Origin of the sequence: Streptomyces sp. NBC_01237, assembly GCF_035917275.1 — a bacterium.
Classification (GTDB): Bacteria; Actinomycetota; Actinomycetes; order Streptomycetales; family Streptomycetaceae; genus Streptomyces.
Genome location: NZ_CP108508.1, coordinates 920,519 through 944,011 on the forward strand (window position 1 = coordinate 920,519; position 23,493 = coordinate 944,011).

Genomic DNA, 23,493 nt, shown 5'->3' on the forward strand with positions numbered 1-23,493 from the left:
CAACCCCCGCGGCTGTCCGCGCTGATCCCGCACGCCCGAAGAGCCCCACATCAGCGGAGCCGTAGCCCTTCGGAGCCGTACGCCCCCGGAGCCCGAACGCCCCGGGATCTCGTGCGTCGTTCGAACCGTGGCCTCTTGCTCCCTCAATTCCTCCCGCAGCGGAATCAATACGCGATTGCGCCCATTTCACCTCACCTTCGACGCCCTTCACCGTCCCTCACCACCCTTCACCGTCACAGGCAGGCTTCCGATGACCGAACCGCACCCTTCCCTGTCCACCGGACCGACCCGGCGCTCCGCGCTGCGCGCCGCGGGCGGCGGCACCCTGCTTCTCGGACTGGGTCTGGCGGGCTGCCGTTCGGCGGTCTCGGAGACCTCGTCCGGCTCCGGGGACGCCGGTGCCTCGCCCCGTCGCGGCGGCACCCTCGACGTCGCCGTCAACAGCGACTTCACGCCCGGCCTGCTGTTCTCGCAGAGCGGGCAGTCCTATCAACACCGGCTGATCTACAACACCCTGACCCGCTACGACGACCGGCTCCGCCCGAAGCCCGAGCTGGCCACCTCCTGGACGTACGCGAAGGACGGACGCGGGATCACGCTCCGGCTGCGCGACGACGTCACCTTCCACAACGGCCGGAAGTTCACCGCGGACGACGTCATCTTCGCCGTGAAGAACCTTCAGAATCCGGTACGCGCGGCCCAGTTGCGCAGCACGGCCGCGACGATCACCGGGTTCGAGAAGCGCGGTGATCACGAGCTGGTGCTCAAGCTGGCGCATCCGGTGAACAATCTCTTCGACCTCTTCGAGTTCATGATCATCACCGACCCGGAGACCGTCGAGGACGCCGTCACCGGAAGGAAGCTCATCGGCACCGGCCCGTTCAAGCTCAAGAAGTGGAGCCCCGGCTCCGGTCTGAGTCTGACGAGGCACGACGGCTACTGGCAGCCCGGCCGCCCCTATCTCGACGGGGTCGAACTGCGGGTGATACCCCAGGCCGACGCGCTGATCTCGTCCCTGCGCTCCGGCCAGTCCCAGCTCTCCTACAACGTGCCGGGCAAGAGCCTCGGCACGGTCAAGGACGACCCCGGACTCACCATCACCACCTACGACACCGGCTCCGGTGCCGTCTACATCGGCGTCAACACCACCGTCGCACCGCTCGACGACCGGGCCGTACGACAGGCCATCGCCTGGGCCGTCGACCGCGAGCGGCTCCTCGCGCAGGCGCTCGGCGGCTACGGGCTGGCCTCCGCCGCCCCGTGGCCCAAGTCCTCGCCCGCCTTCACCGAGGCCCATCGCACCCATTACACCCACGACGCGGGCAAGGCCCGGGAGCTGCTGAGGTCGGCCGGGCACAGCAAGCTCGAACTTCCCCTGCTGCACCTCGCGCTGCCCGGCGACACCGCGATCGCCGAAGCCCTCCAGTACGACCTCCAGCAGGTGGGAATCCACGTCACGCTCCAGCCCACCGACCCGGCCACCGCACAGAAGAAGCTGATCTCCCAGGACATGCCGGCCCTGTGGACCATGGGGCACGGTTTCTCCCAGGTGCAGCCCTCCACCCTCGCCGTGAGCGCCTATCCGTTCAACGAGAAGAAGAACACCTCCAAGTACCGCTCCGCCGACTACACCGCTGTCGTGCAGGAGGCGTGGACGAAGCCGGAGTCGAGCGCGGCGCGGGCCAACGCCCTGCACGAGAAGATCTCCGGCATCCTGCTCGACGAGGCGTTCATCATCGACCTCGTCGTGCGCGGGCAGGTCCAGGTCGCCGCCGACGGGCTGCGCGGCGTCACCCTGAACAAGTTCTCGTACCTGAACCTCGACCACGCCTACCTGGTGTGACATGCGCGGCTATCTGCTCCGACGGCTGCCGTCCGCCCTCCTCGTCCTGCTCGGGGCCTCGTTCCTGATCTTCGCCATCCTGCGGCTCGTCCCCGGCGACCCCGCCACCTCGCTCGCCGGCCCCGACGCGGACGCGGCGACCGTCGCCGCGATCCGTGAACGGCTCGGCCTCGACGCACCGTTGCCCACCCAGTACGTCCACTGGCTGGGCTCCCTGCTGACGGGTGACCTGGGACCGTCGTACGCGATCGGGGGCCGGACCGGTGACCTGATCGGGGACGGGCTCGGGGCCACCACCGAACTCACTCTGGCAGCGCTGCTGTTGGTGATCGTGCTCGGTACGGCCTTCGGCATACTCGGGGCCACCTCCCGCAGGCGCTGGGTCCGCACCGCGATCCGGGTGATCACGACCGCTGCCCTGGCCGTGCCGCCCTTCGTCAGCGGGGTACTCCTCGTGATGCTGTTCGCCGTCGTCCTGGGTGTGCTGCCGCCGGGCGGCCGGGTGGCCTTCCTGACCGCCCCCGACCTCGCGGTCCAGTACCTGCTGCTGCCCGCGCTCTGCCTGGCCCTGCCCAGCGCCGCCGTCCTCGGCCGCTATCTCAAGGACGGCATCGAACGCGCGCTGGCCGAGGACTGCGTCCGGACCGCGACCGCGGCCGGGATAGCACCGCGCCGACTGCTGTGGCGGCACGCCCTGCCCAACGCCCTCCCGCCCGTCGTCACCCTGCTCGGCATGCAGACCGGGCATCTGCTCGGCGGCGCCGTACTCGTCGAGGCCATCTTCGCCTGGCCCGGACTGGGCCGGCTCGCCGAACAGGGCCTCGCCCGCAGGGACTATCCGGTCGTCCAGGACCTCCTGCTGCTCCTGGTCGCCGTCTTCGTCCTCGTCCAGCTGGTCACGGACCTCGTGTACGCCTGGCTCGACCCCCGTATCAGGTGGGAGTAACCGTCATGCCCCCGACCGCCGACCTCACCACCGGCCTCACCAGCGGCCCGCCCCCGGCCACCACGACCCGCACGGCACGCCGCCCGGCCCGCAACCGCCACCCGTACCGCGACGCGCTGTCCACCGCACGCGGCCGCACCGGTCTCGTCCTCGTCGGAGCGGTGGTCCTCGCCGGGCTGCTCGCGCCGCTCCTCGCCGGGTACGGGCCCACCGAGCAGAGCGGCCGGAGCCTCGCGACCCTCGGCACCTCCGGGCATCCGCTCGGCACCGACGATCTCGGCCGGGATCTGCTCAGCAGGCTCCTGTACGGCATCCGCGCCGACCTCGGCATCATCGCCACGGCCGTCCCCGTCGGCGCCGTGCTCGGCTGCCTGTCCGCCCTCGTCGCCGCCGCGCACCCGGTCGCCGACACCGTCGTCCAGCGGATCTTCGACCTCCTTCTCGCCTTCCCCGGCCTGATTCTGGCGCTCGCCGTCACGGCGGTCCTCGGACCCGGACGGCTCCCCGTCGTCCTCGTCATCGCCCTCGCCGAGATCCCGGTCTTCGGGCGGCTGCTGCGCGGCGGGATCCTCGTCCAGCGGGAGCGCGAGTACGTCACCGCCGCCCGGGTCGGGGGCAGTTCGGGCCCCCGGGTGCTGGTCCGGCACATCCTGCCCAACGCCGCCGACCCGCTCATCGTCCAGATCGCCGTATCGCTGACCGTGGCCGTCTTCATCGAGGGTGCGATGAGCTTCCTGGGCGTGGGGGTACGGCCGCCGGAGCCCACGCTCGGAGCCGTCCTGAGCCAGTCCATGCCCTATCTCGCCCAGGCCCCCCACTTCGCGGCGGGCCCCCTGATCACCGTGACCGCGCTCGTCCTCGGCCTCTCGCTCATCGCGGAGGCGCTCAACCGGGAGATACGCCGATGACCGCCCAGGAGCTGCTGCAGGTCCGCGACCTCGGCGTCGAGTTCACCGCCCCCGACGGCTCGGCCCTGCGCGCCGTGCGCGGGGTCTCCTTCGGCCTGCGCCGCGGCGAGACCCTGGCCGTCGTCGGCGAGTCCGGGTCCGGGAAGTCCACCACCGCGCTCGCCCTGACGAGGATGCTCCCCGGCACGGGCCGCATCACCACCGGCTCGGTCCGGCTGGACGGCCAGGACCTGGCCTCGGCCACCGAGGAGGAGCTGCGCGCAGTGCGCGGCGCCCGCATCGGGATGATCTTCCAGGACCCGATGACGGCCCTGAACCCGGTCCTGACGGCCGGCCGTCACCTCGACGAGGTACTGCGCGCCCACGGGAACCACGACCGCGGAGCACGCCGTGCCCGCACGGTCGAACTCCTCGACCGGGTCGGCATCCCTGACCCGCACCGTCGTGCGGACGACCATCCGCACCAGTTCTCCGGCGGCCAGCGGCAGCGCGTCCTCATCGCGATGGCCCTGGCCGGCGAGCCCGACATCCTGCTCGCCGACGAGCCGACGACCGCACTCGACGCCACCGTCCAGGACCAGATCCTCACCCTGCTGGCCGACCTCAACCGGGAGACCGGCACGGCTCTGGTCCTCATCACGCACAACATGGGCGTCGTCGCCCGCTCCTGCGAACGCGTCCTGGTCATGTACGGCGGCACGGTCGTCGAGGACGGGCCCACCGCCGAGGTGCTCACCCGCCCACGCCACCCGTACACCGCGGGCCTGCTCGCCGCGGTGCCCCGCCTGTCCAGCCCCTCCGGCACCCGGCTCACCGGCATTCCGGGCACCCCGCCCGACCTCACGCTGCTCGGCGACGGCTGCGCCTTCGCCGAGCGGTGCACGCTGGTGGAGGAGCGCTGCCGCACCGGAACGCCGCCGCTCACCCCGGTCGCGGACGGCGTACGCGCCGCCTGTCCGCCCGCCGCCGGGCGCACCGGACCGCTGCCCGTCCCCGCCCCGCCCGGCCGCATCGACCGCCCCGCGCCGGGGCCCGTCGTCCTGGAGGCCCACGAGCTGCGCAAGACGTACAAGGGGCGCGGGGCCCGCGGGCGTGCCTTCACCGCGCTCGACGGGGTGTCGCTGACCCTCGCCGCCGGGGAGACCCTGGGCATCGTCGGCGAGTCCGGCTCCGGGAAGTCCACCCTGGCCCGGGTCCTGGCCCATGCCCACCGGCCGGACGGCGGCACCGTGCGGCTGCGCGGCGCGGACGTCACACGGCCCTCGCGCCGTGAACTGCACGCGGTGCGCCGCCAGGTCCAGATGGTGTTCCAGGACCCCTACGCCTCGCTCAACCCGCGGATGACGGTGGGTGAGATCGTCGCCGAACCCCTGATCGCGTTCGGCCTCGGCGGCCGGGAGGAACGGGAGGAGCGGGTGGCGGAACTGCTGCGCCGGGCGGGTCTCGATCCGGCGGTCGCCGACCGGCACCCGCGCTCCTTCTCCGGCGGGCAGCGCCAGCGCATCGGGATCGCCCGCGCCCTCGCCCCCGAACCGTCCGTCCTCATCTGCGACGAACCCGTCTCCGCACTCGATGTCTCCGTCCAGGCGCAGATCGTCGGGCTCCTCACCGACCTCCAGCGCGACCTGGGTCTCGCCCTGGTCTTCATCGCGCACGACCTCGCGGTCGTCCGGCAGGTGAGCCACCGCATCGCCGTGATGCACCGCGGCCGGATCGTGGAGAGCGGCAGCGCCGACGAGGTCTGCGAGCACCCCCGGGACCCGTACACCCGCGCCCTGCTGGCGGCGGTGCCCGAACCCGTACCCAGGACCGCGCGGCTTCCGCTCGCCCGGAGGACGGGAGTGCCCGCGTGAACGCGTGCTGCGCGCCAGGCCGCGCCTGTACGGGTGTGCTCCCGCTGCCCCCGGTACCCCGCGCGGCTCCGGCCCCGGCCGTCGCGCACCGGGCGATGGCCGAACTGCCGGGCGGGGTCTTCCGGATGGGCGACGCGTTCGGCGAGGGCTGTCCCACCGACCGGGAGGGGCCGGCCCGCGAGGTGGCCGTGGCGCCGTTCGCCATCGACACCACCGCCGTCAGCAACGCCGACTGGGCGGCCTTCGCCGACGCCACCGGATACCGCACCGACGCCGAGCGCCACGGCAGTTCCTACGTGTTCCACCAGTGCCTCCACCCGGCGGCCCGGCCGCACATCATCGGGCGGGTCCCCGGTGCGCCCTGGTGGCTGGGGGTCGCGGGGGCGTCCTGGGAGGCGCCCGAGGGGCCGGGCTCCGAAGTCGCGGACCGGGCGGACCATCCGGTCGTCCATGTCTCGCACGACGACGCCCTGGCCTACTGCGACTGGGCCGGGGTCCGGCTGCCCACCGAGGCCGAGTGGGAGTACGCGGCCCGCGGCGGCCGGGAGGGCGCCCGCTATCCGTGGGGCGACGACCTCACGCCCGGCGGACGCGAGATGTGCAACACCTGGCGGGGCCGCTTCCCGCACCGCTCGGACCGGCCCGGCGGCCGCACGGGCACGGTGCCCGTCACCGCGTACGAAGCCAACGGCTACGGCCTCTTCAACACCTCCGGCAACGTCTGGGAGTGGTGCTCCGACGCCTTCGGGCCCGGCGAGCGCGTCATCCGGGGCGGCTCCTACCTGTGCCACGCCTCGTACTGCAACCGCTACCGGGTGGCCGCCCGCTCCCGCAACACCCCCGACTCCTCGACCGGCCACGGCGGTTTCCGCTGCGCCCGCGACCTCCCCACGCCCACCGCTCCGGAAGGACGTACCACCCAGTGAAGGCCGTCATGGTGATGTTCGACAGCCTCAACCGGCATCTGCTGCCGCCCTACGGCGCGGGCTGGATCCACGCCCCGAACTTCCGGCGTCTGGCCGACCGCACGGTCACCTACGACACCTGCTACGCGGGGTCCATGCCCTGCATGCCGGCCCGCCGCGAACTGCACACCGGGCGCCACAACTTCCTGCACCGCGGCTGGGGGCCGCTGGAGCCGTTCGACGACTCGATGCCCGAGATCCTGAAGCGGCACGGTGTCTACACCCACCTCGTCAGCGACCATCAGCACTACTGGGAGGACGGCGGCGCCACCTACCACGGCCGCTACAGCTCCTGGGAGTTCTTCCGCGGCCAGGAGGGCGATGCCTGGAAGGGACAGGTCGCCGACCCGGAGGTCCCCGACGACCTGCGGGCCACCCGCAACGACCTGTGGCGACAGGACTGGGTCAACCGTCAGTACCTGGACACCGAGGCGAAGCAGCCGCAGACCCTCACCTTCGACGCCGGGCTCGAATTCCTGCGGACCAATCACGCCGAGGACGACTGGTTCGTCCAGATCGAGACCTTCGACCCGCACGAACCGTTCTTCACCCAGGACCACTACAAGGACCTCTACCCGCACGACTACGAAGGGCCGCACTTCGACTGGCCCGACTACAACCGGGTCACCGAGACGAAGGACCAGGAGACGCACGCACGCTACGAGTACGCGGCGCTGCTCTCCATGTGCGACCACTCGCTCGGCCGGGTCCTCGACGCGATGGACGCCCATGGCCTGTGGGACGACACGATGCTCATCGTCTGCACCGACCACGGCTATCTGCTGGGCGAGAAGGGCTGGTGGGCGAAGGTCGTCCAGCCCTGGTACAACGAGCTGGTCCACACCCCGCTCTTCGTGCACGACCCGCGCCGCCCGGACCGGGCCGGGAGCCGCGACGGCGCACTCGTCCAGACCATCGACCTCGCGCCGACCCTCCTCGACTTCTTCGGCGCCGACCGCACCCCGGACATGCAGGGCCGCCCCCTCAGGGAGGCCGAACAGCCCCGTGAGTCAGCCCTGTTCGGCATGTTCGGCGGTCATGTGAACGTCACCGACGGGCGGTACGTCTATATGCGGTCCTGCCACGACGACAGCAACGGGCCGCTGTACGAACACACCCTGATGCCCACCCGTATCCGGGGCCGCTTCACCCCCGGGGAACTGTCCGGCCTGACCCTGGCGGAACCGTTCACCTTCACCAAGGGCGTACGCACCCTCAGGATCGCCGCCCATCCCTCACCGCTGCTCGGGCCCCAGCGGTTCGGCACCCTCCTCTTCGACCTGGAGACCGACCCGCACCAGGAGAAACCGCTCGTCGACGACACCGTCGAACTGCGGATGATCCGGCTCCTGGTGGAGCGCCTGAGAGCGAGCGACGCACCGGCCGACCAGTACGAGCGGCTCGGCCTCCCGCAGGACCCCGACGAGGTCGGCGACGCCCATCTGCCGGCCGCCGCCCAGCGCGAACGGGGCGAGGCGGCCCGTGAACCCGCCCCGCGCTCGGACGAGTTCACCGAGGGCGCGCTGAATCTGCGCACCCCGCTGGTGCGGCTCCTGGCCGAGCCCGCCGCCGCCGAGGCGATCCGCCGGATCGTTCCCGGGCTGCTCGACACCGAACTGCTGACGGTCCGGGGCGGCGGCACCCTGCTCCAGATCGCGGGCTTCGCCGGACATCCCGGGCGGGCCCAGCTCACCGCCCTGGCCGACGAACTGGCCCGGCTCTTCCCGACGCACGACGACGGAGACCCCCGCCGATGACCACCAGCGACAGTCCGGCCCCGAACGGCCGGGGGAACGCCGGCACCCGACGCGATCCCCACGACGGCTTCCCCGGCCGGATCGGCCGCACCTTCGCCGAGTCCGAGCCGGCCTGGCCGCGGCGCACCGCCCCGCCGCCGAGGGCCCCGAACATCGTCGTCGTCCTCGTCGACGACATGGGCTACAGCGACATCGGCCCGTTCGGCTCCGAGATCGCCACCCCCACCCTCGCGGCGCTGGCCGAGGAGGGGGTCCGGCTCACCAACTACCACACCATGCCGCTGTGTTCACCGGCGCGCGCCGCATTGCTCACCGGGCTCAACCCGCACCGTGTCGGCTACGCCATGGTCGCCAACTCCGATCCCGGCTTTCCCGGTTACGGCATGGAGATCGCCGACGACATCCCCACCCTCGCCGAACTGCTCCACGACGCGGGCTACGCCACCTACGCGGTCGGCAAATGGCATCTGGTCCGCGACTCGGCGTCCAACGCCGCCGACGACCGGAACAACTGGCCGCTGCGCAAGGGCTTCGACCGGTACTACGGCGTCCTGGAGGGGCTGACCAGCCTCTTCCACCCCCACCAGCTGGTCCGGGACAACAGCCCCCTGGACATCGACGAGTTCCCCGACGGCTACTACTACACCGACGACATCACCGATCAGGCGATCTCCATGGTGAAGTCGCTGCGCGCCCACGACCCCGACAAACCGTTCTTCCTCTACCTGGCGCACAACGCCGTCCATGGCCCCCTCCAGGCCAAGGAGGAGGACATCGCCCGCCACCGCGGACGCTACGACGAGGGCTGGGACGTGCTGCGCGAGCGGCGCTTCGCCGCCCAGCTCGCCGACGGGCTGTTCCCGCCCGGCACCCGGCTTCCCGAGCGCAACAGCGAGGCCGGGCTGGACGTACCGGCCTGGGCCGACCTCACCGACGAGCAGCGGAAGCTCTACGCCCGTTACATGGAGGTGTACGCGGCACTCGTCGACAACATCGACCAGAACCTGGGCCGGCTGACCGAGACCCTGGAAGCGCTCGGGGAGCTCGACAACACCGTCATCGTCTTCACCTCCGACAACGGCGGCACCGGCGAGGGCGGCGCCGAGGGGACCCGCTCCTACTTCAGCCGCTTCGTCCACCACCCCGCCCTCCCCGGCGACTGGACCCCGGACGTCGACCGCGACCCCGAACTGATCGGCGGCCCGCGCAGCCTGGTCCACTACCCGCGCGGCTGGGGCATGGCCTCCAACACCCCCTTCCGCCTCTACAAAGGACACACCTACGCCGGCGGTGTGCGCGTCCCGTTCGTGCTGTCATGGCCGAAGGGGGCACGCGAGGGGCTGATCGCCCCCGGGCCGCGTACGCAGTACCAGTACGTCACCGACATCGCCCCCACCCTGCTGCGGCTGGCCGGTCTCGAACGGCCGGCCGAGCGGCGCGGCGTCACGCTCCAGGAGCCGGACGGGTTCGGTTTCACCCCCGTACTCGCGGACGCGGAGCACCGCTCCACCCATCGCGAGCAGTACTGCGAGATGACCGGCAACCGCAGCTTCTACCGGGACGGACACAAGCTCGTCACCCTGCACCGGCCCGGCACGCCCTACGACGAATCCGAGTGGGCGCTGTACGACATCGCTGCCGACCCGACCGAGATCCACGACCTGGCCGCAGAGCATCCTCATCTGGTAGCGGAGTTGGCTGCTTCCTGGGAGGAGGCGGCTCGGCGCAACGGGGTCTTTCCGCTGCCCGACGGCAGTGGCGCGCTCGCCCGCCGCAACCCGGCCGAGCGGCGGCTGTCCCGCCCGCTGACCCTGCTGCCCGGCACCCCGGAGCTGGAGCGCTACCGCTCCTCCCGTCTGATCGCGCTGCGGTCCTTCGAGATCTCCGTCGTCCTCGACGAGGCCGGTGAGGGGGTGCTGGTCTCCCACGGCGACCAGGGCGGCGGCTACAGCCTGTACGTGGAGGACGGCCGGCTCCACTTCGCCTACAACGAGTACGGCGTGCTCCACGGGAGCGACGCCGGGCCCCTGACGCGCGGGGAGCATGTCGTCGTGCTCGCCGCCGCGGCCGAGCGGGGGCTGCGCTGGGGGTTCACGGTGAGCGTCGACGGCGTGGTGCGGGCCGCCCCGCCGAGCGTCCACCAGCTCATCGGCATGGCCCCGTTCCAGGGCATCAGTGTCGGGATCGACCGCAAGTCCCCGGTCTCCTGGCCACTGTACGAACGTCATCGCTCCTTCCGGTACCGCGGCCGGCTGAGGTCGGTGACCTACCGCCCGGGGGCCCCGGGACCCGACTCCCCCGAGGCGGTGGCCGCCGCGCTCAGGGAGGCGGCGGCCACGTTCGAGTGAGGAGCCCCGCCGGGCGTGCGGGCGGGGCGCCGGTGGAGCGGATCAGGAGCGGTAGACCTCCGGTTCGCCGATCTGGGCCGCGGGCCGGCCGGTGTCGGCGGTGGCGGTGACCCGCAGGTGCCGGGTGCTGGTGCCCGGCGGCAGGTCCGGGGTCGCGGTGTTGCCGGTGGCCGGGGGATCGGCTGTCCGGCGGTCCGGCCTCGGGGGTCAGGAAAGCAGCCACACCGCCGTGTCCTGCGGGAGAGCGCCGCCCTCGTCCAGGGGGCCGCTGGCGATCAGGACGTCCCCGTGGGCCGGGAGCTCCACGGGCTCCTCGGCGAGGTTGACGACACAGGTCAGGCCGGGGCCGCGGCGGAAGGCCATGACTCCCCGTTCCGACGGGAGCCAGGTCAGCGGCTCGCCCCGGAAGCCGGGGACGCCGCGCCGCAGCCGCAGCGCCTCGCGGTACAGCGTCAGCATCGAGGCGGGGTCGGCGCTCTGGCGGTCGACTGCGTAGGCCGACCAGCCTTCCGGCTGCGGCAGCCACGGCTCGCCCGGCGTACCGAAGCCGCAGGCGGCAGCGTCGGCGACCCAGGGAAGGGGCACCCGGCAGCCGTCGCGCCCCGGGTCGGTGCCGCCGGAGCGGAAGTGCATCGGGTCCTGGATGCGGTCCAGGGGTACGTCGGCCTCGGGCAGGCCCAGTTCCTCACCCTGGTACACATAGACCGAGCCGGGCAGTGCGAGGGTCAGCAGGGCCGCGGCGCGGGCCCGGCGGGTGCCGAGCGCCGGGTCCGAGGGTGTTCCGAAGGTCTTCTCCGCGAAGTCGAACCCCGTGTCCTCGCGGCCGTACCGCGTCACGGTCCGGGTCACGTCGTGGTTGCACAGCACCCATGTCGCGGGGGCGCCGACCGGGGCGTGCTCGGCCAGCGTGTCGTCGATGGTCCGTCGCAGGCGGTCGGGCTCCCACGGGCAGGCGAGGAAGTTGAAGTTGAAGGCGGTGTGCAGTTCGTCGGGGCGGAGGTAGCGGGCGAAGCGGTCGGAGTCCGGCAGCCAGACCTCGCCGACGAACACTCCCCGGTACTCGTCGGCGATGGCGCGCCAGGACCGGTAGATGTCGTGGAGCTCGTCCTGGTCGATGTAGGGGTGGGGGTCGACGCCCTCCACGAAGTCGGCGAGCGCCGGGTCCTTGGCGAGCAGCGCGGCGGAGTCGATGCGTACGCCGGCGACGCCCCGCTCGAACCAGAAGCGCAGCACCTCCTCGTGCTCGCGGCGGACGGCGGGGTGGGCCCAGTTGAGGTCGGGCTGTTCGGGCGTGAAGAGGTGGAGGTACCACTCCCCGTCCGGCACCCGGGTCCAGGTGCGTCCCGAGAACTGGGAGGGCCAGTTGTTGGGCGGGAGTTCGCCCTTCTCGCCCCGGCCGGGGCGGAAGTGGAAGAGCTCGCGCTCGGGGCTGCCGGGCCCGGCCTCCAGGGCCGCCCGGAACCAGGCGTGCTGGTCGGACACATGGTTGGGGACGATGTCGACGATCACCCGGATGCCGGACTCGCGGGCCTCCCCGATGAGCTTCTCCGCCTCGGCGAGCGTGCCGAAGGCGGGGTCGATCGTGCGGTAGTCGGCGACGTCGTAGCCGCCGTCGACGAGCGGGGAGACGTACCAGGGCGTGAACCAGAGGGCGTCTACGCCCAGTTCGGCGAGGTAGGGCAGTTTCGTCCGGACGCCCGCGAGGTCCCCGGTGCCGTCGCCGTCGCCGTCGGCGAAGCTGCGTGGGTACACCTGGTAGATGGCGGCGGTGCGCCACCAGTCGTCGGTGTGTTCCGAGTGAGGGGCTGCCACGTGACGGTCCTTTCGGGCAGGGGTTTCTCCGCCACCGGCCCGGACAGCAGGACGTCGGAGAACGGGCCGGCGGCGGAGGCTTCATGGAGATGCGGGACTGCGGGAGTGCTGGGTGCGGGGTTCTTCGGGTGCGCGCGGGCGCTCAGCCCTTGATTCCCCCCGCGGTGAGGCCGCTCATGATGTTGCGCTGGAAGATCAGGAAGATGAGCAGCGTGGGCAGGGACGCGATGGTGAGCGCGGCGATCAGCACGTTCTCGGGTACCCCGGTGGAGAGCGAGTAGATGCCGACGTTGAGTGTCTGCATGGCCGGGTCGGGCAGGGTGAGCATCGGCCAGAGGAAGTCCTTCCAGACCCCCACCACGGCGAAGATGGAGACGACGCCGAGGATCGGCCGCGAGATGGGCAGCACGATCGACCACAGCGTGCGCATCGGTGAGGCTCCGTCCATGGAGGCGGCGTCCAGCAGCTCCTTCGGGATGGAGTCGAAGAACCGCTTCAGCAGGAAGATGTTGAAGGCGTTCGTCACGGACGGCAGCCAGATCACCCACGGCGAGTTCAGGAGGTTGCGCTCCACGATCGGCACGTCCAGGACCGTGAGGTACTGCGGGACGACGAGCACGGTCGCCGGGATCATCAGGGTGGCGAGCATCATTCCGAGGATCGCCTTGCCGAACACCGGCCGGAGCCTGGAGAGCGAATAGGCCGCGGCCACATCGAAGATCAGCTGGAAGGCCAGGGCGCCGAAGGCGTAGTACAGCGTGTTGAAGAGGAGCCGGGAGAGGTCCATCACCTCCCAGGCCCGCGAGTAGTTCGCGGGGTTGAACGACTCGGGGACGAAGGTCGGGGGTGTCTGGACGACCTCCTGCGTGGTTTTGAGGCCGCCGGACGCCATCCAGTAGAGCGGTCCGAGAAAGACCAGGGTGAACAGGCCGACGACGAGTACGAACGTCACCCAGTAGACGATCCTGCCCCGGGGCCTTGCCAGTTGGGCCGGCGAGATGAGTGTGCGTGTGGACATCTGTCGTATCCCCCGGTCCTATTCGTCCTCGGCGCGGCTGAGCTTCACGTACACGGCCGAGACCCCGGCCAGCAGTACGAGCAGGACCAGACCGAGCGCCGCCGCGGCGCCGTAGTTGTTGAAGTTGAAGGCGTATTGGTAGATCAGGTAGACGACCGTGGTGGTCGAGCCCTCGGGGCCCGCGCCGCCGGTGAGCAGGAACGGTTCGACGAAGACCTGCATGGTCGCGATGACCTGCATGAGCAGCAGCAGCGAGAGGATGAGCCGGGTCTGCGGGATGGTGACATGCCAGATCTTGCGGAGGAGACCGGCCCCGTCCAGCTCGGCGGCCTCGTACAGCTCACCGGGGATTCCCTGGAGCGCGGCGAGGTAGATCAGGGTGGCGCCGCCCATGTTCATCCAGGTCGCCGCGACGACGACGGAGAGCATGGAGGTGTCGGGGTCCTGGAGCCATTGCTGCGCGGGCAGGCCGAAGAGGCCGAGGATCTCGTTGAGCAGGCCGTACCCCGGGTCGTAGAGGTACTTGAAGAGCAGTACGGAGGCGACCGGCGGCAGCATGACCGGCAGGTAGACCAGCAGTCGCAGATATCCCTGCGCGTGCCGGAACTCGTTGAGGACCACGGCGACGACGAACGGCACGGCGAAGCCGAGGACCAGGGCGAGTGCGGTGAACAGGAGGGTGTTGCGCCATGCCTGCCAGAACGCCGGGTCGTTGAAGACGGTGCTCAGATTGGACAGACCGGCCCAGGTGGTCTGTCCGTCCTCGGTCTTCTGGAAGGCGAGGACGAACTCCCGCACCATCGGGTACCAGGAGAACAGGGAGAAGCAGATCACGGCGCCGATCAGGAAACCGTGGGCCGTGAGATTGCGGCGCAGGTGCTTGGTGAACGCTCCGCCGGACGGCTGGGGACGGTCCCCGTGGAGCCCGGAGTCGCGGGGCTCCTTCGCGGTCGTCGTGGAGAGAGTGGGGGCCGACATCGTCGCCTCCTCGGTGCGGAAGTGCCGGAGCGCGGTCCGGGCTGGGACGAGACGCGGGGGCCGGGCGGCCCGGCCCCCGATGCCGGCTACTGGTTGGCGAGGACCTGGTTGACCTGTGCCTCGGCGGTGGCGAGCAGCTTGTCGATGTCGGCGTCCTTGTTGGTGAGGATGCCCGACATCACGTTGTCGATGACCTTGTAGACCTCCTGGGCCTTCGGCGGCTCGGCCTTGCCCGCGACGGGGTTGTCCATGAAGGTCTTGAAGTTGGCGACCGGCATGGTGGCGTGCTCGATGCGGGCGGCGTCGTCCTTGGTCTTGGACTCGTTCAGCCAGAAGTTGGGCTGGGGAACGCCCACGGGCAGCTTGTCCGCCTTGGTGCGGGCCCAGGCGAACTGCCCCTTGCCGACGGTGAGGTTCTTGAAGTTCAGCCAGGCGACAGCGGCCTTGATCCGGTCGCCAGGGATCCCCTTCTTGACCATGTAGTTGTTGCCACCGGCCAGGGTGTTCTTCGCGCCGGGTATCGGTCCCATGCCGAAGTTCTCGTACTTCGCGCCGAGTTGCTGGACCATGTACGCGATGTCGTCGGGGGCGGCGAGGAACATGCCCAGCTTGTCGGTGGCGATCTGCTTCTGCAGGTCGCCCCACTTGAGCAGCTGGGTCCTGCCCATGCTGTCGTCCTCCCAGCGCATGGCGTGGAGGTTCTCGGCGACCTGCTTGCCGAGTTCGTTGTTGAAGGCGGCCTTCTTGCCGCTCGCGTCGACGACCTCACCGCCGACGCTGTACATCTGCGCGGTGAAGTGCCAGCCGCCGGTGTTGCCGGCGCTGTACTCCCCGAACCCGGCGATGCCCTTGCCCAGGCCCGCGATCTTCCTGGCCGCCGTGCGGACCTCTTCCCAGGTGCGCGGCGGGGCGTCGGGGTCCAGGCCCGCCTGCTGGAACAGCTTGCGGTTGACGAGCAGGCCCATGGTGTAGTTGCTGGTGGGCAGGCCGTACAGCTTGCCGTCCTGCTTGAGCGAGTCGAGGACGTTCGGGTCGATGTCCTTGAGCAGGGGCACGCTCTTGTCGTTGACGTAGGCGGTGATGTCCGCCGCGCCGTCGTTGTCGAGGACCTGCGGCAGGTCGGTGAAGTACGTGTAGAACACGTCCGGTTGCGACTTGGCCTTGAGCATCGCGGTGAAGCGCGGCGGCTCCAGGCACTGGCCGGGGGTGGAGCGTCCCTCGACGGTGACGTTGGGGTACGTCTTGTTGAACTCGGCGACGTCCTCCTTCCACTCCTTGAGCTCGGCCGCCTTCGCCGCGGGGGGCATGCAGTCGATCGTGAGTGTCACCTTGGCCTTCGGGTCCAACGGGGCGGCGGGGTCGGAGTTCCCGCCGCCGTCGGATCCACCGCTGCCGTTGTTGCTGCTGCTGGTGCCGCAGGCGGCGAGTGCGGTCAGCGTGAGCGCGGAGACGAGGGCGACCGCACTGGAGCGGCGGGTACGACGGAACCGGGCACTTCTCATGGGTGGACCCCTTCGGGCATGAACGTGGGAGTCGCCCCACCGCCGATGCGTTGTGGGGCGTCGCACACTCAACCACCGCCGACAGGTGGACGCAATATGTCGCGCCGATTTCGTAATTGTTTGACAGATGACCGCATGAGGCGCGCCGGGGGTGCGGGGCCCGTTGAACGTTCCCGGCGATACGGACAGAGAAATGCCCCGGGGCCCGTCCGAGTCGGACAGGGCCCCGGGGCTACGCGACGTACGGGAGCGGGACGGCGGCCGGCTTCTACCTCGGCACCTGGGCGGTCGAGCCCCGCACCACCAGTTCGGGCTCGAAGAGCAGTTCACCGGAGTGGGCCTCGCCGCCCCGGATCTGGGCGCAGAGCAGGTCGACGGCCGCGCGCCCCATCGCCTCGATGGGCTGGCGCACGGTGGTGAGCGGGGGCTCCGTGCAGTTCATGAAGGCCGAGTCGTCGTAGCCGACCACGGAGACGTCGCCCGGCACGGCGAGCCCGCGCCTGCGCGCCGCCCGGACGGCACCGAGGGCCAGCGGGTCGCTGGCGCAGATGATGCCGGTGACACCCCGGTCGAGCAGACGCGAGGCGGCCGCCTGGCCTCCCTCCAGGGAGAACATCGTGCGCTCCACGCACTCGCCGGACAGCCCGCCGCCGTTGGCGCGCGCGACCTCCTGCGCGGCCGCCAGCTTGCGCCGCGAGGGGACGTGATCGGTCGGGCCCAGCACCAGCCCGATGCTCTCGTGGCCCAGCGAGACCAGGTGGCGCCAGGCCTGTTCGACGGCGACGGCGTCGTCGCAGGCGATGCAGGGGAAGTCGAGGCTCTCGATCGCGGCGTTGATGAGGACCACCGGGATCTTGCGCTCGGCGAGCTGCCGGTAGTGCTCGTGCGGGGCGTCCGCCTGGGCGAACAGGCCACCGGCGAAGACGACGCCGGAGACCTGCTGCTGGAGCAGCAGGTCCACGTAGTCGGCCTCGGAGACACCGCCCTTGGTCTGGGTGCACAGGACAGGCGTGAGGCCCTGCTGCGCCAGCGCACCGCCGATCACCTCGGCGAAGGCCGGGAAGATCGGATTCTGAAGCTCGGGCAGGACCAGCCCCACGAGGCGCGCCCGCTCGCCCCTCAGCTGGGTCGGCCGCTCGTATCCGAGCACGTCCAGCGCGGTGAGCACGGACTGCCGGGTCGCCTGGGACACCCCCGGCTTGCCGTTGAGGACCCGGCTGACCGTGGCCTCGCTGACACCCACCTTCTTCGCTACCTGAGCAAGTCGTCGCGTCATGAACGCAAGACTAACGCAAGCCCCGCAAACGGCTTGCGCTAGTCCTGCGTATCGATCGTGCGGACTCCCCGTCCTTTCTACGGGTTGATATTGATCTTGAAGGTGGAGGTGGTGTTCCGGGTGTCGACCGCGTTGCCGGTGAACCGCAGACCGTTGAAGGTCACCTCACCGACCGCCGGTCCCTGCCCGGATTCGGGCAGCTCGTTCGCCCAGAGGCCGAACCCGGACTTGGCGTCGAACGCGTCCCCGCTCTTGCGGGCACCCGAGATGGAGATGTCGGTGAAGATCGTGTCCTTGATCGGGAACTGGGGCTGACCGCCCACGTAGTTCGTCTGGAACATGACCCCGCTGTAGGTCGGATCGACGATGTCGACGTGGTTGACCCTGATGCCCTGGAAGACCTTGGAGGCGGAGAACACCCAGATGCCCGGGAAGGTCTGCGCTCCCCAGAAATGGCCGCCCGCCCGGACGATGGAGATGTTCTCGAAGGTCGTCGGTTCGGTCCCGAAGCCGTTCATCGGGTAGCCGAAGTCCAGTGAGGAGATGGTGATCCCGGAGTAGACGAGGGTGTCCGCGATGCGGATGTTGCGGAAGGTGTTGTCGTAGCCCCCGTAGACGGCGACACCCGCGGCCCGCCAGGTCAGGATCGACGTCAGATTCTCGTAGACGTTGTTCTTCATGTCCGCCCCGCCCGCGTCGATCGCGGAGAAGAGCGCGAAGCTGTCGTCACCCGTGGCACGCGCCTCGTTGTTGGACACGAGGTTGTCCGTCGACCCGTTGGTCATGTTGATGCCGTCGGCGAACATGTTCCGGATCCGGGAGTTCTTGATGGTGATCCGGTCGGTGTTGGCGCCCCAGTAGAGGCACACCATGTGCTCGTTCCAGACGTTGTCGATCACGATGTCGCTGACGTTGGCGAAGTCGAACACCTTCCCCGGTCCGTCGATCCGCGAGGTGTAGTTGCCGAAGTAGGCGAAGTTCGCGAACGACGATCCCTTCGCGGTGGCGTCCGCCCGGAACCCGATGTCGGTGTTCTCCTGTGTGCCGGGGGCCAGGAACTTCGTGTACCAGGGCCCGGCGCCGGTCACCTTCACCGCCTTGCCGTACACCTGGAACTTGCTCGACGTCTGGTACTCACCGGCGGGCAGGTAGACACCGACGAGCTTTCCGGTGGTGTCCATGCGCACCTTGTCCAGCGCGTTCTGCACATCCTGGTGCGTGAGACCGGCGGGCACGGTGTACGTCGCCGGATCCGGGTTGGCGACCGCCGCGGTCTGTTCCAGGCTGACGAAGTCGATCGCGTACGTGGAGGTGTTCGCGGCATCCTTCTGCAGCCGGATCCTGCTGCCCGCCGGGACCGTCTCGCCGAGCATGATGTGCGCCTCGTCGTAGATGTGGCGCGGTGCGCCCGAACCCGGGGAGTTGCCGGGCCCGGCCTCGGCGCCGTACAGCCAGGCGTACTTGGACGTCAGCGGGAGCGCCTTCTTCATGACACCGTCGACGTAGACGTTGATCGTGGAGTCGATGCCTCCGCCGCCCGGTGCGTCCGGGATGGAGTAGCGGGCCACCAGCGTGTTCGTCGAGGCACGGGTGGTGAACTCGACGTACTCACCGGTCGCGTCCAGATTCACGGCCCTGCGGCCGGACGCCTCGCCCGCGATGTCGCCGACCGTGCGGTTGGGGCCCACGGTCTGGGCACCGCCACCGGCCGCGCCGTCCTCCGCCTCGTACATGTCGTACGGCATGTCGGCACCGCGGCCGACGAAGAGCGGCTGGGTGGAGGTGTTGTTCTGCCGCTTCACCGGCAGCTCATTGGCATCGTCGGCGACGACGACCTTGACGGTGTACGAGCCGTTGGCCGCGGCCCAGGTCCCGAGCCGTACGGGAGCGGCGGTGGCACCGGGCTCGATGGTGCCGGTGAACGCGCCCGTGAGTGTCCTGACGGTGGCGCCCTTGGAGTCGGCCAGGGTGAGCGTCACACCGTGGCCGCCCGGCCCGGAGGCGACGGTGCCCTGGTTCCTGATCGCGACGGAGAAGCTCACGTCGTCGCCCGCGGCCGGGCTGGACGGTGAGGTGTTCACGGCGGCCGCGATCAGGTCGGAGCTGGCGACCGGCTTCACCACGAGCGGGTCGGGGCTGGTGAAGGTGTTGTTGGACTCGTTCTGCTCGATGACCTCGTTCGCCTCGTCGACGACCGCGCTCAACGGGTAGGTGCCCGCGTCCCGGGCCCCGATGGAGGCGCTGACGGTGGTCTGTGCGCCGGCGGCCAGCGCTCCGACCGGTGCCGTGACGGTCTTCGTGCCGCCGAGACGGAAGTCCACCTTGCCGGCGGGCGCCGCGAGCGGGCCGCTGTTGCGCACAGTGGCCCTGAGGGTGATGTCGTCCGACTCGACCGGTGCGGCGGGCGAGGCCGTCAGCCCGGTGACCACAAGATCCGGGTTGGGCGCGGGGACCCCGATGACCTGGAACTCCGCGATCTGTCCGGCCGAGGAGCCGGTGTTGGCGGTGAACCTCAGCTGTACGTCGGCGACCCGGGCGGTGACGGGGACGGGGACGGTGACGCTGTTCCCGCTCGCCGGGTCGAACGGGTAGCTCTTGGCCGCGACCAGCCCGGTGAAGGAGGTGGCGCTCTGTTCCCGGCCCAGGACCTCGATCGTCTGGCTGCGGGCCGACCAGGCGTTGTCCGGGTTGAGCTTGAGGACGAGGCCGCTGATGTCGGCGTTCGCGCCCAGCTTGACGGTGAGGGTGCTGGGGTAGCTGCCGCCGGCCCCCTCCCAGTAGGTGGTGACACTGTTGTCGTTGGCGTTCGCCGCCACGAAGGTGTGGACCACGGAGGACGCGCTGATCGGCTTGCCGACCGCGAGGTTGGACCCGGCGCTGCCGGAACCGTTGCGCGTGACGGAGTTGCTGTCGCCGGACCGGTTCCCGGCGGCGTCCTTGGCCCGGACCACGTAGCTGACCGTGGTGGCGGCCGGCTGGGTGTCGGTGTAGGTGGTCACGTTCCCGGCGACGCTGCCGCGGAGCGTGCTGTTGGCGTAGATCTCGTAGCCGGTGACGCCGGTGTTGTCGAAGGACGCGCTCCAGGTCAGCTTGACCTGACCGCTCGCCGGCTCCGTGAAGGCCAGGTTCGCCGGTGCCGTGGGCGCCTGCGTGTCACCGGAGTCCGCGCGCCGGGTGACGGTGTTGCTGTTGCCCGACTGGTTTCCGGCCGCGTCCTTGGCCCGCACGTAGTACGAGACGGTCTGGTCGGCGGGGCGGTTGTCGGTGTACGTGGTGACGCCACCGCCCACGCTCGTCAGGAGCTCGTTGTTGGCGTAGATGTCGTAGCCGGTGACGCCGGTGTCGTCGAAGGACGCGCTCCAGGTCAGCTTGACCTGACCGCTCGCCGGCTCCGTGAAGGCCAGGTTCGCCGGTGCCGCGGGCGCCTGCGTGTCACCCGACTCCGGGCCGTATATCTCCAGCTCCGAGAGCTGGGCGCCCGGCTGGACGCTGTTGGCGGTGACCAGGACGCGAACGTATCGCGTGGTGGTCGCGTCGAAGGTGATCGTCGCCGACTGCCCGCCCGCGCTGTCGAAGGTGTACGCCTTGGACGCGGTCAGATCGGTGAAGTCCGTGCCGTTCGTGCTGCCCTGGAGCTTCAGCGTCTGGCTGCGCGCGCCCCACCCTCCGGGCAGCCGCAGGACGACCCGGTCGACCCGGACGGCAGAGCCGAGATCGGCCTGTATCCACTGCGGGAAGACGTTGTTGCGGCTCTCCCAGTAGGTGACCCGGTTTCCGTCGTTGGCGTTGCCGGCCGCGTAGACCTCGGTATGACTGCTCGCGGTCAGGGTGCGTCCGGTCGCCAGGTTGACCGAGGATTCGTCCGCCGTGTGCACCTCCAGCTCGGAGAGCTGAGCGGTGCGCCCACTCGTGTTGGCGGTGATGTTGACCCGGACGTAACGGGCTTTGGTGGCGGGGAAGTTCACCGTGACGGCATTGGCCGTTGCGGGACTGAAGGTGTAGGTGGCGGAGTTCTTCAGGGTCGTGAAGCTCGTCCCGTCGGCGCTGCCCTGCACGGAGAGCGTCTGACGGCGGCTCTTCCAGCCGGCCGGAAGCTTCAGGACGACCCCGTCCGTCCGGGTCGTGGCCCCGAGGTCGGTCTGGACCCACTGGGGTAGATCGGTTCCCGAACTCTGCCAGTACGTGCTCTGGTTGCCGTCGGTGATGCCTGTCGCGGCGTTAGCGCTCTGTGCGCTGCTCGCCGCGGCCGACCGGCCGACGGCGATGTTCGGGCCGTCCGCCGCCGATGCGGTCAGCGCCGGCCATCCGAGCGTCAGGAGACTGGTCACGATCACGGTACTCATGCCCCGCGACCGCCAGCGTCGCACTCTCATGTAACCCCGTCCTCGGCCTCGCGCCCTGACGGCGACGAGGCGCGGCTCAGTCGATGTCGTGCTGCGGATTAGGTTTATGCATGATGCAGGTTTATGCACGATGCACTCGATCTTTTGCGTGGATCGATCAGAGGGTTGCAGAGAACCCTTGACCCGTCTACCGATCGCGCACCCGCATCTAGGCGTCGGATCGGCCCCACGCAAGCCAACACCCGTTCACACCAGGGACTTTCGCGACGGCTTTCAGAAAACGTAAGTTCACCGCAAGAACTGCAAGCCGCTTGCGCATGCACCTGGGTCGGGCGGGCGGCGCGGGCCGGCGGCCGTCTCCCCGTCCCCGCCCCCACCGACCGAGGTCGATCGGCCGAGGTGACGCCGGCCCAGCTGCGGACGCCGGAGCTGACGATCGCCGACATCGAACAGGCGGAGGCGGACTCACTGAGGTACCGGTACGAGTAGCGGGGCCGGTCTCATGATCCGCCGACTGAACCTCGTGGCGCTGTGCCACGCCTCTGGGCCGGTGGCCGTCCCGGCGGTTTCCCGCATGTCCGGGGGCGGATCACATCGTCATGCTCCGGAGCGGGTTGGAAAACATCCCCGCCCGTGTTCTCGTCCGCCGCTACGAGGTGACCGGGGCCGGTTCCGCGCCGGTGCGGCGCTGGGGCCCGAGCGCCCCGGCCAGCGTGGAGGCGACGATCAGCAGGGCGAGGGCGACGGTCATGGTGAGCCGGAGTCCGATGTGGTCGGCGAGGAAGCCGAGCGCGGGCGGGCCGACGAGGAACGCGACGTACCCCGCGGTGGCGACCGCGCCGACCCGCGCCGCCGCGTCGTGCGGGTGGTCACCCGCCGCGGAGAGGGTGACCGGGAAGCCGAGCGAGGCACCGAGTCCCCACAGCACCGTGGCGGCGCCCGCCACCAGCGGGCTGGGCGAGACGATCACCAGCACCAGCCCCACGGCCGCGGTGAGCGCACTGACCCGGACGACCTCGACCCGGCCGAAGCGCTCCAGGAGGGGGCCGCCGGCGAAGCGGCCGAGCGTCATCGCCGAGGCGAAGGCCAGGAAGGTCAGCGACCCCGCCGTGGCGCTCACGTGGTAGCCGTCGACCATGAGCAGCGGCAGCCAGTCGTTGGCGGCGCCCTCCGCGAAGGCCATGGCCAGGACTATCACCGCGATGAGGACCAGCCGCCGGTCCCGCCACACCCGCGGCCCGGACCGCCGACCGCCCTGCCCCGAAGCGCCGTTGACAGCACCGGCCGCCTCCTTCCCGGTGCCGTGCGGGATCGAGACGACGGCCCGGACCGCGGCGGCCGCGATGAGCACCGCGACGGCCGACAGATGCCGGCCGACGGGGAGCGCGGCGGCGGTCAGCCCCATGCCCAGCAGCGCACCGACGACCGTGCCGAGACTGAAGCAGCCGTGCAGCACCGGCAGTACGGGCTTGCCGATGACGCTCTCGATGGCCGCCCCCTCGATGTTGAGCGCCACCTCGGCGAGCCCCATCCCGCCGCCGAACAGGGCCAGTCCGCAGAAGACCCCGCCCGCCAGCGACAGGCTGGTGCCCGCCGCGACGACCAGGAGCCCGACGACGACCAGGGCCGCGCCGACGCCGATCGCCGCCCGGCCCCCGTAACGGCGTACGAGCGGGCCGGAGGCCGTGACGCCGGCCATCGAACCGATGGAGAGACCGAACAGCACCAGCCCCATTGCTCCGGTGGACACATCGAGGCCGTCCCGCACCGCCGGGGTGCGGGCCACCCAGGACGCCATACCGGTACCGGCGGCCAGCATGAAGAGGAACAGGGCGGTACGCCGGCGGCGCGTAACGGCATCCATGACAGTGGGGCCTCGGCAGACGGATCGAAGAAGGGGAGCGACAGGAGCGTACGATCGTACGCCTTGAGTGTACGATCGTA

13 protein-coding genes and 2 pseudogenes are annotated in these 23,493 nt (G+C 70.5%); 8 read left to right on the forward strand and 7 right to left on the reverse strand.

Annotated elements, in window-relative coordinates; genetic code table 11:
* The first annotated feature begins 250 nt into the window (after positions 1-250).
* From OG251_RS04170 to OG251_RS04200, 7 genes are all read left to right on the forward strand, one after another.
* Positions 251-1,843 (forward strand): ABC transporter substrate-binding protein, encoded by a 1,593-nt coding sequence (locus OG251_RS04170; RefSeq protein ID WP_326675727.1) that lies wholly within the window; start codon positions 251-253, stop codon positions 1,841-1,843.
* 1 nt (position 1,844) lies between these two features.
* A complete protein-coding gene (locus OG251_RS04175) occupies positions 1,845-2,789 on the forward strand; it encodes an ABC transporter permease (RefSeq protein WP_326675728.1) in 945 nt (314 codons plus the stop codon).
* Between the two features lie 5 nt (positions 2,790-2,794).
* Positions 2,795-3,697 (forward strand): ABC transporter permease, encoded by a 903-nt coding sequence (locus tag OG251_RS04180; protein ID WP_326675730.1) that lies wholly within the window; start codon positions 2,795-2,797, stop codon positions 3,695-3,697.
* Entirely contained in the window at positions 3,694-5,550 is a 1,857-nt protein-coding gene (locus tag OG251_RS04185) for an ABC transporter ATP-binding protein (RefSeq protein WP_326675732.1), read from the forward strand. The genes OG251_RS04180 and OG251_RS04185 overlap by 4 nt, the downstream gene beginning before the upstream one ends.
* A 95-nt stretch (positions 5,551-5,645) precedes the next feature.
* The gene (locus tag OG251_RS04190) at positions 5,646-6,476 is read left to right on the forward strand and encodes a formylglycine-generating enzyme family protein (protein WP_326681150.1); all 831 of its coding nucleotides are present in this window, start codon (positions 5,646-5,648) and stop codon (positions 6,474-6,476) included.
* Positions 6,473-8,272: a sulfatase gene (locus OG251_RS04195; protein WP_326675734.1), complete on the forward strand. Its 1,800-nt coding sequence runs from the start codon at positions 6,473-6,475 to the stop codon at positions 8,270-8,272. Before OG251_RS04190 ends, OG251_RS04195 begins: the two co-directional genes overlap by 4 nt.
* The gene (locus OG251_RS04200; protein ID WP_326675735.1) at positions 8,269-10,620 is read left to right on the forward strand and encodes an arylsulfatase; all 2,352 of its coding nucleotides are present in this window, start codon (positions 8,269-8,271) and stop codon (positions 10,618-10,620) included. The genes OG251_RS04195 and OG251_RS04200 overlap by 4 nt, the downstream gene beginning before the upstream one ends.
* Positions 10,621-10,827: 207 nt before the next feature.
* Here OG251_RS04200 and OG251_RS04205 read toward each other — a convergent pair whose 3' ends face one another.
* From OG251_RS04205 to OG251_RS04230, 6 genes are all read right to left on the reverse strand, one after another.
* Complete coding sequence (locus tag OG251_RS04205; RefSeq protein WP_326675736.1) at positions 10,828-12,432, reverse strand: glycoside hydrolase family 13 protein; 1,605 nt, start codon at positions 12,430-12,432, stop codon at positions 10,828-10,830.
* A 142-nt stretch (positions 12,433-12,574) separates the two neighbouring features.
* Positions 12,575-13,450, reverse strand: coding sequence for a carbohydrate ABC transporter permease (locus tag OG251_RS04210; protein WP_326675737.1), 876 nt, complete (start codon positions 13,448-13,450; stop codon positions 12,575-12,577).
* A gap of 18 nt (positions 13,451-13,468) precedes the next feature.
* On the reverse strand, positions 13,469-14,428 hold the full coding sequence (locus OG251_RS04215) for a carbohydrate ABC transporter permease (protein ID WP_326675738.1): 960 nt from the start codon (positions 14,426-14,428) through the stop codon (positions 13,469-13,471).
* A gap of 86 nt (positions 14,429-14,514) precedes the next feature.
* A complete protein-coding gene (locus tag OG251_RS04220) occupies positions 14,515-15,930 on the reverse strand; it encodes an extracellular solute-binding protein (protein WP_326675740.1) in 1,416 nt (471 codons plus the stop codon).
* A gap of 268 nt (positions 15,931-16,198) precedes the next feature.
* The gene (locus OG251_RS04225) at positions 16,199-17,206 is read right to left on the reverse strand and encodes a LacI family DNA-binding transcriptional regulator (protein WP_326675741.1); all 1,008 of its coding nucleotides are present in this window, start codon (positions 17,204-17,206) and stop codon (positions 16,199-16,201) included.
* Between the two features lie 77 nt (positions 17,207-17,283).
* Positions 17,284-21,579, reverse strand: coding sequence for a discoidin domain-containing protein (locus tag OG251_RS04230; protein ID WP_326675743.1), 4,296 nt, complete (start codon positions 21,577-21,579; stop codon positions 17,284-17,286).
* A 360-nt stretch (positions 21,580-21,939) separates the two neighbouring features.
* Between OG251_RS04230 and OG251_RS04235 the strand changes: the two are divergent.
* Positions 21,940-22,038: pseudogene (locus tag OG251_RS04235) on the forward strand (MSMEG_1061 family FMN-dependent PPOX-type flavoprotein); the annotation flags it as partial.
* A 160-nt stretch (positions 22,039-22,198) separates the two neighbouring features.
* On the opposite strand, the pseudogene OG251_RS04240 reads toward OG251_RS04235, so the two are convergent.
* Positions 22,199-23,470 (reverse strand): annotated as a pseudogene (locus tag OG251_RS04240) (MFS transporter); the annotation flags it as partial.
* Between the last annotated feature and the right edge of the window lie 23 nt (positions 23,471-23,493).

Bases quoted from the DNA above. Each gene is read 5' to 3' on its own strand.
- OG251_RS04170 (WP_326675727.1), top strand. From the start codon at position 251: ATGACCGAACCGCACCCTTCCCTGTCCACCGGACCGACCCGGCGCTCC.
- OG251_RS04175 (WP_326675728.1), top strand. From the start codon at position 1,845: ATGCGCGGCTATCTGCTCCGACGGCTGCCGTCCGCCCTCCTCGTCCTG.
- OG251_RS04215 (WP_326675738.1), bottom strand. From the start codon at position 14,428: ATGTCGGCCCCCACTCTCTCCACGACGACCGCGAAGGAGCCCCGCGAC.
- OG251_RS04225 (WP_326675741.1), bottom strand. From the start codon at position 17,206: ATGACGCGACGACTTGCTCAGGTAGCGAAGAAGGTGGGTGTCAGCGAG.
- OG251_RS04190 (WP_326681150.1), top strand. From the start codon at position 5,646: ATGGCCGAACTGCCGGGCGGGGTCTTCCGGATGGGCGACGCGTTCGGC.
- OG251_RS04220 (WP_326675740.1), bottom strand. From the start codon at position 15,930: ATGAGAAGTGCCCGGTTCCGTCGTACCCGCCGCTCCAGTGCGGTCGCC.
- OG251_RS04180 (WP_326675730.1), top strand. From the start codon at position 2,795: ATGCCCCCGACCGCCGACCTCACCACCGGCCTCACCAGCGGCCCGCCC.
- OG251_RS04210 (WP_326675737.1), bottom strand. From the start codon at position 13,450: ATGTCCACACGCACACTCATCTCGCCGGCCCAACTGGCAAGGCCCCGG.
- OG251_RS04200 (WP_326675735.1), top strand. From the start codon at position 8,269: ATGACCACCAGCGACAGTCCGGCCCCGAACGGCCGGGGGAACGCCGGC.
- OG251_RS04230 (WP_326675743.1), bottom strand. From the start codon at position 21,579: ATGAGAGTGCGACGCTGGCGGTCGCGGGGCATGAGTACCGTGATCGTG.
- OG251_RS04185 (WP_326675732.1), top strand. From the start codon at position 3,694: ATGACCGCCCAGGAGCTGCTGCAGGTCCGCGACCTCGGCGTCGAGTTC.